Raw genomic sequence first — 9689 nt, forward strand, 5'->3', positions numbered from 1 at the left:
CGGTAGCGGAACCAGGCGGGGTTCACGTTGTTACCACAGCGGGCGACTGCCGGTTGCCGGATTCGGAGTCATCGTTTCATGACCAATGGCCCATTGCCTGAAAACGTTCTGGTCTCGCTTCCCATGATTGACGCAAAGGCGGCGCCGACGCTCAAAAATGCCGAGGCGGAGGTATTTTATACCGAAGCAATCCGCGAGCTTGCCGCCACCGACATTCCCTTTCTGGTCGCCGGGACCTACGCGGTAAGCGCCTATACGGGTGTCACCCGCCAGACCAAGGACCTCGATATCTTCTGCAAGGCAGGCGACTACGCGCGGATCCTCGCCCATTTCAAGCAGCTTGGATATGCCGTCGAAATCGAGGACGACCGGTGGCTCGGCAAGGTGTTCAAGGGCACGCATTTCTTCGACGTCATCTTCGGCTCGGCCAACGGCACGGTGCCTGTTGGCGACCTGTGGCTGGAACACGCCCGCCAAACCGAGCTGTTGGGCAGCAGGGTGCGGATCATCGGCCCGACCGAACTCATCTGGTCCAAATGCTTTATCCAGGACAGAGGGCGACACGACGGCGCCGATATCGCTCATACGATTCTCAAGGCGGGCGATCAGATCGATTGGCACCGGCTGCTTTCTTATCTGGAGGTTCATTGGGAGGTTCTGTTGATGCAGCTTATCAATTTCAGATGGATCTATCCGAGCGAGCGGGATCATATCCCGGCCTGGTTGCTCGATGAATTGCTCGACCGCCTCGCCAAGCAACGGCAATTGCCGTCTCCAAGGATGAAGATCTGCCGTGGGCGGCTGCTTTCGCAAACCGACTACGAGATCGACGTCAAGGAATGGGGCTTCGCCGGCGTCGGTGGTGTGGGAGAATTCCGTGATGGCTGATCCCGTCAAGAGCAGCGCGCCCAAGGACGGCGCACGCGCGCTCAAAGTTGCCGCGGTCGGGGATCTCCATGTGCGGGAAGATGCACAAAACTCGTATCGAGACCTCTTCGGCGAGATATCGAGCGAAGCGGACATTCTCGTTCTCACGGGAGATCTGACCAATCTCGGCAAGCCTCGTGAAGCGGAGATGCTGGCCGAGGATCTGCGCAACTGCTCGATCCCGGTTGTGGCAGTCCTCGGCAATCATGACTACGAGTCCGGTGCGGTGGAAGACGTCACGAAGATCCTGCGGCAGGCGCATGTTCACCTCCTCGACGGGCAGACAGTCGAAATCGAGGAGGTCGGTTTTGTCGGCGTGAAGGGATTCATAGGCGGCTTCGGGTCACGCATGCTCGGCTCATTCGGGGAACCGGCGATCAAGACGATGGTCGCGGAAAGCGTGAACGAGGCAATGCGACTTGAAAATGCGATGCGCCAGGTGCGGGCCAAGCGCACGCTGGTGATCCTTCACTACGCGCCGATTGCCGACACCGTCGCGGGAGAACCGCTGGAAATATTTCCGTTTCTGGGCTCTTCACGTCTGGCCGAAACGATCGATCGATTCCAGGTCAGTGCTGTCGTGCACGGTCATGCACATCGCGGTTCTTACGAAGGCCAAACGCCTGGCGGAGCCAAGGTCTACAACGTCGCCATGCATGTGGCCAAACCTGGCGGCCGCCCCTACGCCTTGCTGGAAATCTGATGCCAACGGCTTGCGCCGTCGATGCCCATTGGCCTGGACTCAGTTGGTGGCGTTGATCGACCTCGCCAACTCTTCCAGCTTCCGCGGATCGTTGCCGTGACGGCGCACCAGTTCGCGTGCCTGCCTTGACGGCAAATCGGTCGTGGCGGCCAGCTGTCGCACCTGCTGATCGTCGATGGCGACCTGCGGCAATGTATGGTCGATATCTCCTGACTTGTCCTTCATCACGCTTCTCCTTGGTCGATTTCGACGACAACGGCTCGAAAATCCGACCGGTTCCGAACGATCTGCAACTTTTGCGCCGGCATCCGTGGGCGGACCAACGTGCGCCTGCCTTGAGGGCGCAACGATCTCGATGGCTGTATTCTGCCAGGAACCATGCCACGGCGGACGAGTTGTTCCGACTGAACGGAGATAGTTAGATGCCACAGCCAAGACAGCCAGACCCAAATCGCGATATGCCCGTGCCGCCTCCAACATGGAAGCCGGAGCCGATCGAGGAACCCGAACCGGAAACGCTTCCGGACGAGACTCCGCTGCCCAACCCCGACGAGAATGAAGAGCCTCCCGTCCACGCATGAGAGGGAATTTCTGCATCGCGGGGCAAGCGCGCAACCTGCCGAGGACTAACGATCTATCTCGCCAAACACGATGTCGAGCGACCCGATGATCGCGGCAACGTCGGCGATCATGTGCCCTCGAGACAGGAAATCCATCGCCTGCAGATGGGCGAAAGATGGCGCACGTATTTTGCACCGGTAAGGGACGTTGCCCCCGTCAGAAACCAGATAAACGCCGAATTCTCCCTTTGGCGCTTCAACCGCGGCGTAGACTTCTCCCGCCGGCACGCGATGCCCCTCGGTATAAAGTTTGAAATGCTGGATGGTCGCTTCCATAGAGCGTTTCATCGTGGCGCGCCGCGGCGGCGTGATCTTCTGGTTCGGAATCGCGACCGGCCCCTGGCCTTCGGATGACCGCAGTTTTTCCAGGCATTGCTTCATGATCCGCACCGACTGGCGCATCTCCTCCATACGGACGAGATAACGGTCATAGCAGTCTCCGTTCTTGCCGACGGGGATGTCGAAATCCATGTCAGGGTAACATTCGTATGGCTGTGCCTTGCGCAAATCCCATGCCGCGCCCGATCCGCGTACCATCACGCCGGAAAATCCCCAGCGCCAGGCATCATCCAGCCCGATCACACCAACATCGACATTGCGCTGCTTGAAGATGCGGCTGCCGGTGAGCAGATCGTCGAGGTTGTCACAGACTTTGAGGAACGGATCGCAGAAAGCCCAGATGTCGTCGAGAAGCTTCGCAGGCAAATCCTGGTGCACGCCGCCGATTCTGAAGTAATTCGCATGCATGCGAGCGCCGGAGGCGCGCTCGTAAAAGACCATCAGCTTCTCGCGCTCCGCAAATCCCCAAAGCGGCGGCGTCAGGGCGCCGATATCCATGGCCTGGGTCGTGACATTGAGGAGATGCGACAGAAGCCGGCCAATTTCGCAAAAAAGAACACGGACAAGCTGCCCACGCTTTGGAACTGTTATGTCGAGCAGTTTTTCGGCGGCGAGGCAGAACGCATGCTCCTGGTTCATCGGCGCGACATAGTCGAGCCGATCGAAATAGGGCAGCGCTTGCAAATAGTTCTTGTGCTCTATGAGTTTTTCGGTGCCTCGATGGAGCAAGCCAATATGCGGATCGGCACGCTCGACGATCTCGCCGTCCAGTTCGAGCACCAACCGAAGAACACCATGGGCGGAGGGATGCTGTGGCCCGAAATTGATGGTGAAGTTGCGAACGGCGGCTTCGACCATTGCTGCTCTCCGCGACTGCATTTCGTCGATTCAGTGATGCGTATGGTTCGATGCCTCAAGTCGTCGTCTGAATGATCAGCGTCAGCGTGCCATCGCCATCTATGTTTGCAGCGACAACCTGCGAGGAATTGAGCCCATTCGCTCTCAAAGCCGACGTCGCCTGAGGTGAGGCATCGACGGAGCTTTGCAGGCGAAGCAAATCTTCGGCGCTGGTCTGGTTAATCACGGCATCGGCCTGCGCCTTGATTTCGTCCGGCAAATCCTCGACGGCGACAATGGCGACGCCGGTGAAATTCAAACCGGCAGAGCCTGGATCGGGCGGCGCCAGCTCCGGCTGCGCTTCGCCCTGCGGTGGCGTCACCTGGGGAAGCTGCGGTCCGATAGTTTGGGCGTAGACGGGCTGAATGGTGACCGCCCCGGAAAGCGCGACAGCTATCGTCAACATGCGCATGGTCGCTCCTTGCATTCTTCGAGGGAGATTTTGAAGAAACCCCCATGCTGAGCGATGGTTCCGCAAGGCCGGTCCCACCGGGCGATTTCGCCCCAACTCACCCCAGAGAGACGCCGAAAACCCTGGCCAAGGCGTTCGTCACACGGCTGTCTCCAACCGGTTGGGTAGCTCCGTACGGAATCGTACCATCGATTGATCTGCACCTTGGACAGGATCAAAATGAAGCTGAGGTGACCATGGGAGGGAGCCGCATGAGCATCGCCAGATGGGCAATAAGACCTGTCGGTACCGCCAAGGCGTTTCTGGCAGAAGAGCTTCGAAGTGCGCGATACGGCGACATCGTTTCGGTCAAAGCGGCGATAGAGGCCGCTCGCAGGGACGCGCCTTATTTGCAGGATACAGATGATGAATTGATGGAGACGATCATCGAGCTGGCACGGGAACTGGGTCTGGCCGTCCTTTTTGACTCTCGCGATTGACCGATGAGCCATGGTCGATGCGATTTGGTACGAAATCGACAATTGGCTCATGGTCGAAAATGCGCAATCATTGGGAAATGGGACGACGGCTGGACGACAAACTCGATTGCAAGGCTTGTGGGACCATCCAAATGGACATTCCCGACGACGCCAACGAGTCGACGCCAATTCATTGCAGCAATTGCGGCGCCTTTCTCGGCGAATGGGGTGAATTGCAGGATGATTTCTATCGCCAGGCTCGCGGTACCGAAGCATTCGACTTGCGCAACGGAACCATTATCAAGAAGTAGCGCGCAACAACGCGCCCCCCGATGACACAGGTAAATCCACAGGGGGGTGGCAGATTTAACCGACGTCGATCACGACCATCAGCCCGCCGCCGCCCTTTTCCTCGACATTGTTGTTCGTCGTGTGATGCGGGATGTGGCAATGGATGAGCCACTTGCCGGGACGCCGTGCCTTCCAGACGACGTCATAGCGCTGTCCTGGCCCGACATTGATCGTATCGGCCAGAAAGCGCGCCGAGGGAGGAAGCGTCTCACCGTCACGAGCGACGACCTCGAAGGGTCCGCCATGGATATGCATGGGATGGACGAAGCCATTATTGGTGCCGATGAAACGCACCTTCAGCGTCTCGCCCACCTTCATGGGGATGGCGTCGGTTGCGGGATAGGCCTTGCCGTTGATGGTGAAGAAGTTCGGCATACCGCCTTCCATCGGCATCGAAGGATAGGTCAGTCCATCGCGCACCAGCCATTCCTGAAGTTCGATCACATAGTCGTGGTCAGCCTGAACCTCGTCGGCGGGATTGGCAGGGTCGATGATCAGCGCCCCATAGAGCCCCAGCGCCTGGGTACGGTCCGGCTTGGCATGCGGATGATAGAAATAGGTCCCGTGCTGGGTCGCGGTGAATTCGTAGGAATAGGATTGCCCAGGCTCGATCGGCGGCTGGGTGATCTCGGCGGGCCCATCCATCTGGTTCGGCAGGATCATGCCGTGCCAATGCACCGTGGTCTCCTCAGGCAGGTCATTGGTGACGTCGATGCGAACCTTATCGCCCTGGCGAATGTGGATGCGCGGACCGGGGATCTGGCCGTTGTAGGCATAGGCGTCGACCGCGACATTGGGCAGGATCTGCCAGCGGACCACTGAGGGCCTGAGGTCGAACACCTTGACGCCGTTCTCCAGGCGGAATGGCAGTTCCTGGTCGCCTTTGGCGGCAAGGCCATAGGATGCCGTGACGCGATGCGGATTGGTTGCAGCCATGTCACGCATGGCTTCCGCCGGCGTGTCGCGGCCCATGATCATGCCTTGCGGCATGATCGCCCCGCCGACGTCACGTGCCGAAAGCGTCAGGTTCAGCCAGTTCGCCGGTGCGGCCATGCCAATCGCCAGCGCCAGCACCGAGACCATGCCGAGGGCTGCTATCTGCGGCGTCGTGGCGTCCGTCTCCATCTGATGGCCGTTGCGTTTGGATTTGTGGGATGTGTTGGCGTGGCCTTGTCGTCGATCATCGCCGGCGCGGGCATGATGCGTAGCGTGCTGTTGCTGGGCGGTCGGCTCTCGACTGCTCATTTCGGCCGCCTCCGGGCGCTGCGTCATCAACCCGTGCTTCAGTCCGCGGGCGACCAGCCAGACATTGGCGGGATAAGCAAGTGTGAAGCCGGCAATGACGCCGATCGACATCACGCCCCAGAACAAGAGCTCGGTCGGCTCCATCGCGCGCATGTCGCGCCCCATCATCAGGAAGCTCATGACGGGCGCCATGCCGGCCATCATGAAATTCATCGAGATGAACTCGGGCAGGAAGCTCTTGCGCACATTCTCCCAGTAGGTGCCGCCCATCATCGATTTCATGAACAGCGACTGGAAGATGAACAGGCCGAAGGCGAAACCCGCCAGATATTCGACGATGAGGTCGAGCCACATAGGCAGGCCAAGCGTTGCCGTGATGACCGCCGCGAGAATGATGCCGGTTGCATCGCCGGCAACGCAGTGGATGGTCGAACCGACGCCCTGCTTCCATAGCGGCCTGGTGAAGTCTTCATGCTCGCCCGGTCGTGGCTCCTTGTCTGCAAGCACATAAAGCAGCAGCCCCAATGGACCCATATAGAGGGTCACCAGGATGAAACCCCATTTCATCACCACCGGTTCGGGATTGTTGCGGTATTGATCGAAGCCGACATAGAGCGTCGAGGCGGCGGCAAGAGCGAACCAGACGGCAAGGAAATAGTCGATTGGCTGGATGAACATGGATGCATCCCGTCGCGGATCAGCGGTTTGTCACAAGCAGCCCCCGCCAATGAACGCAGAACGTGTGTTTATGATCCCGCCGGCCCAATCCGGTTGTGTCGAATTCTCCAGCCTGGCGCTCTTGTCGAAGCATTACGGCGCGGTAATTCCCTTGAAGGCGTGGGCGCTTCGCTGCCTCAACAGGAGCTGGCCATGAAACATCAAACACTCGACCAACTGCATGCCGTCGCCAAGATTGAATCGTCGGCTGCATATTCCGCAATGACACGAAATCAGCGCATAGAGCGCTGGGCTGAACTGCTGGAGCGTAATCCCGAGCGATGCCTTGGCGCGTTTGCAGGCACCGAACATCTGCACCCCGAAGCACGTGCAATGATGCGGGGCGAGGGAACCGCAATTTCGGTTGCTTTCGAAGATCCAGTGCTGCGCGCATCGGGTTTGAAAGACGATACCTACGGCGAGGCAAAGCGCTTTTTCGAGCTGAACGACTGGCAGTTGCACGACATCGTCTGCGATTGCCACGTCGGCTCAACCATGAAAGCGCGCTGGGCTGCGACGCGAGTCCGCTCAGCCGTCAGCGGCAGGTTCTTTGCGTGGTTGCGGCAAAGGATAATGCGCTGACCCAGTTGGGGATCGTCGTCGCCCGCTGCGGCTTACGATCCCCTGTCTTGCCGATTGGATGTCTTGCCGATTGGATGTCTTGCCGATTGGATATCTTGCGATGCGGATCAACGCTTGTCCTGGTATAGCCGGTCGGTCGCCCGGTCGCTTTCCCTTCGTTCGGCGGGCCCACGCCGGCGGCGTGCGATAACGGCATAGGCCAACAGCACGATCAGCAACAATGGGCCGCCGGCAACGACGACCAACCACATGATATCTCCAAACATGGCGGCATCTCCTTTCCCAGACAACCGGCAAGGAGGAGAACCGTTCCGCGCAGCAGCAGGGTAATGCCACCTCGGTCATCAACTTACGGATTGCGTTCGTAGGTTCCGATGAGTTCTGCCTGCTCGAGCGAGTGTTTCTGCGCCTCCCGCCAGATGCGCTCGACGCCTGCGCTGGCCGGAATGGCAAGGCTCGGCGTGTCGAGCGCGGCCAGCCGGAAATGGTAATGGTGGACGCCATGTCCGACCGGGGGTTCAGGGCCGTCGTAATAGGCGTTGCCAAAATCATTTGTTGCTTGCCTAAGGGCACCGGGACCTGGCTTGCCGCTTTCCGCCTCGGGAAGTTCCCTTGTCTCCGCGGAGATGTTGAATACCGCCCAATGACCAAACGTTCCGCTCGGCGCATCAGGATCCTGAACGACGAGAACGAGGCTTTTGGCGTCGTCCGGTACTCCAGACCATTTCAGCGGCGGCGATACGTTTTTGCCGTCTCGTGTATATCTTTCGGGAATTGGTCCGCCTTCGGCAAAGGCGGCGCTGCTGAGGGCAAGTGGCATGGTTCACTCCTTCCGGGGAAGTTGATCGCAGCGATGCCAACGGCATGCTATTTGTTGGTCCGCATCTTTTGTCTTGGATCGATCCCGCCAGCAGCGGTCGTGTCGTTCTCGACATCGCCTTCGACCGTGTTCTCGCCTTCAAGCTCGAACTCTTCGCCTTCCTTGATCGTTCCCTTGGAAGTCCCGATACCAGGATTGTTCGCCAAGTCGGCATCGCTCGGTTTTTTCCATTTCGGATGTTTGGTTCCGGTCATGAGAAAACTCCTTCGACGGGATTTCAGTTTAAAAATGCAAGCCAGATGGGCCGTTCCGGTTCCAGGGCTCTGCTTCATCGGCTCGCCGCGCGCGCCGGTTAGAGCCCGAATGGATAGGTGTCGGGAACGCCGGTTCTTGCATGCTCCGGGCCAAGCGGCGTCACTGCCGCGGTTTTGTCGAACCATAGGAACGCGTCGAACTGCTGGGGCAGGGAAGCGTCCGCATAGTGGCTGCCCAGCTCGGTTTCCGGCCGGTAGATTACCCCGATGAATCGCTCCAGCCTACGTTCCAGCAGCCGCTCACGCAGCGTCTTGTCGCGCCCGAGGTCGAGCAGGAACCGCGACACAAGAGAATCGTGGCAAAGCCGTTCGTAGCTGTCGGCGTGCGACGCGCGAACCTGCTTCACCTCCATTTCGCCATCCCAGTCGCTTGCGGCCGCTACAGTGCCGGAATGCGTGCCCATACCGATTAGCGCTGCCTCATCGCCGAAACGCTGCCGGCAGAGCTGACCGATGTTCAGTTCGTCCCTGACGACACCCATCTCGGTAAAGCGGGCATCGCCGATATGGGAATTGTGCGCCCACACCACCGCCTTGGAGTTGGGGCCGCCGGCGTCCAACAAATGTTCCAAGGTCTCGAACATGTGGGTGTCGCGCAGGTTCCAGGACTCCGCACCGCCATAGTACATGATCCGGTAGTAGTGTTCGGCGGACGCGATCAGCCGAGCATTCTGACTGGCGTCGAGAAAGTCGGTTCCGTCCTGTTTTGCATAATCGAGTTGTCTGGCGAGCAAGTCCCGGCATTGTTCCAGCACGGCTTTCTCGCATTTTTTATAGCCGGCGGTGAGCACCGCACGGCCGTAGGTAGACGGTTCGTGTTGCCAGGGCGTCAGGCAACCATACCGTTCGCGTGCAATCTTGGCTGCCTGGGGATCGACCCGGTCGAGATAGTCGAGGACCGCGCCTATGGACCCGCTCATATTGTAGATGTCCAGGCCGTAGAACCCTGCTTGCTCCGAAGGTTCTAGCTTCTCGTTGCGACGGCGCATCCAGTCGGAGAAGGCCGCGACATCGGTGTTGCGCCACATCCACGTCGGAAACCGCTGGAATGGCGCACCGGCGCCTGTTCGCGGCCGACGATGGCGAACGTAGCGGTCGATCGCCGCCGCATCGGGCCAGTCCGCCTCGACCGCGACGATGGTGAAGCCGTGCCGTTCGACGAGCCTGCGGGTGATCGCCGCGCGCGCCCTGTAGAACTCGGACGTGCCATGGCTTGCCTCGCCAAGCAGAACGACGCGCCGGTCGGCGAACCGGTCGAACAATGCGCCGAAGGCCGGATCGTCGAAATCGGGCAGCGGTTCAGC

At 59.6% G+C, this 9689-nt stretch carries 13 protein-coding genes; 5 read left to right on the forward strand and 8 right to left on the reverse strand.

The window, feature by feature from the left end; translation table 11 throughout:
- Positions 1 to 78: 78 nt before the first annotated feature.
- Entirely contained in the window at positions 79 to 888 is an 810-nt protein-coding gene (locus EN994_RS07075) for a nucleotidyltransferase family protein (RefSeq protein WP_063168036.1), read from the forward strand.
- Positions 881 to 1630 (forward strand): metallophosphoesterase, encoded by a 750-nt coding sequence (locus EN994_RS07080; RefSeq protein WP_013531519.1) that lies wholly within the window; start codon positions 881 to 883, stop codon positions 1628 to 1630. Before EN994_RS07075 ends, EN994_RS07080 begins: the two co-directional genes overlap by 8 nt.
- Before the next feature lie 39 nt (positions 1631 to 1669).
- Here the strand turns inward: EN994_RS07080 and EN994_RS07085 are convergent, their stop codons facing one another.
- The 3 genes from EN994_RS07085 to EN994_RS07100 form a co-directional block, all read right to left on the reverse strand.
- Entirely contained in the window at positions 1670 to 1855 is a 186-nt protein-coding gene (locus EN994_RS07085; protein ID WP_013531520.1) for a hypothetical protein, read from the reverse strand.
- Positions 1856 to 2256: 401 nt separating this feature from the next.
- The gene (locus EN994_RS07095; protein ID WP_063168035.1) at positions 2257 to 3447 is read right to left on the reverse strand and encodes an NADH-quinone oxidoreductase subunit D; all 1191 of its coding nucleotides are present in this window, start codon (positions 3445 to 3447) and stop codon (positions 2257 to 2259) included.
- Positions 3448 to 3502: 55 nt separating this feature from the next.
- The gene (locus EN994_RS07100; RefSeq protein WP_013531523.1) at positions 3503 to 3898 is read right to left on the reverse strand and encodes a hypothetical protein; all 396 of its coding nucleotides are present in this window, start codon (positions 3896 to 3898) and stop codon (positions 3503 to 3505) included.
- A gap of 251 nt (positions 3899 to 4149) precedes the next feature.
- Here EN994_RS07100 and EN994_RS07105 point away from each other — a divergent pair, with 251 nt between their 5' ends.
- Together EN994_RS07105 and EN994_RS35310 are read left to right on the forward strand one after the other, a co-directional pair.
- Positions 4150 to 4377 carry a hypothetical protein gene (locus EN994_RS07105; RefSeq protein WP_013531524.1) on the forward strand — a complete coding sequence of 76 codons (228 nt, stop codon included), beginning with the start codon at positions 4150 to 4152 and terminating at the stop codon, positions 4375 to 4377.
- Positions 4374 to 4667: a hypothetical protein gene (locus EN994_RS35310; RefSeq protein ID WP_164745831.1), complete on the forward strand. Its 294-nt coding sequence runs from the start codon at positions 4374 to 4376 to the stop codon at positions 4665 to 4667. The genes EN994_RS07105 and EN994_RS35310 overlap by 4 nt, the downstream gene beginning before the upstream one ends.
- Positions 4668 to 4722: 55 nt before the next feature.
- Here the strand turns inward: EN994_RS35310 and EN994_RS07115 are convergent, their stop codons facing one another.
- On the reverse strand, positions 4723 to 6630 hold the full coding sequence (locus EN994_RS07115) for a DUF4396 domain-containing protein (protein ID WP_063168034.1): 1908 nt from the start codon (positions 6628 to 6630) through the stop codon (positions 4723 to 4725).
- 192 nt (positions 6631 to 6822) lie between these two features.
- On the opposite strand from EN994_RS07115, the gene EN994_RS07120 reads away from it, so the two are divergent.
- On the forward strand, positions 6823 to 7251 hold the full coding sequence (locus tag EN994_RS07120) for a hypothetical protein (protein ID WP_013531527.1): 429 nt from the start codon (positions 6823 to 6825) through the stop codon (positions 7249 to 7251).
- Between the two features lie 107 nt (positions 7252 to 7358).
- Here EN994_RS07120 and EN994_RS07125 read toward each other — a convergent pair whose 3' ends face one another.
- The 4 genes from EN994_RS07125 to EN994_RS07140 form a co-directional block, all read right to left on the reverse strand.
- Entirely contained in the window at positions 7359 to 7517 is a 159-nt protein-coding gene (locus EN994_RS07125; RefSeq protein WP_013531528.1) for a hypothetical protein, read from the reverse strand.
- Between the two features lie 83 nt (positions 7518 to 7600).
- Entirely contained in the window at positions 7601 to 8071 is a 471-nt protein-coding gene (locus tag EN994_RS07130; RefSeq protein WP_013531529.1) for a YbhB/YbcL family Raf kinase inhibitor-like protein, read from the reverse strand.
- Positions 8072 to 8118: 47 nt separating this feature from the next.
- Positions 8119 to 8325 carry a hypothetical protein gene (locus tag EN994_RS07135; protein WP_013531530.1) on the reverse strand — a complete coding sequence of 69 codons (207 nt, stop codon included), beginning with the start codon at positions 8323 to 8325 and terminating at the stop codon, positions 8119 to 8121.
- Positions 8326 to 8423: 98 nt separating this feature from the next.
- The coding region (locus EN994_RS07140; RefSeq protein ID WP_164745832.1) for an erythromycin esterase family protein at positions 8424 to 9689 on the reverse strand (1266 nt) is incomplete at its 5' end.

The sequence above is a fragment of the Mesorhizobium sp. M7A.F.Ca.CA.002.09.1.1 genome, assembly GCF_003998555.1.
Lineage (GTDB): Bacteria > Pseudomonadota > Alphaproteobacteria > Rhizobiales > Rhizobiaceae > Mesorhizobium > Mesorhizobium ciceri.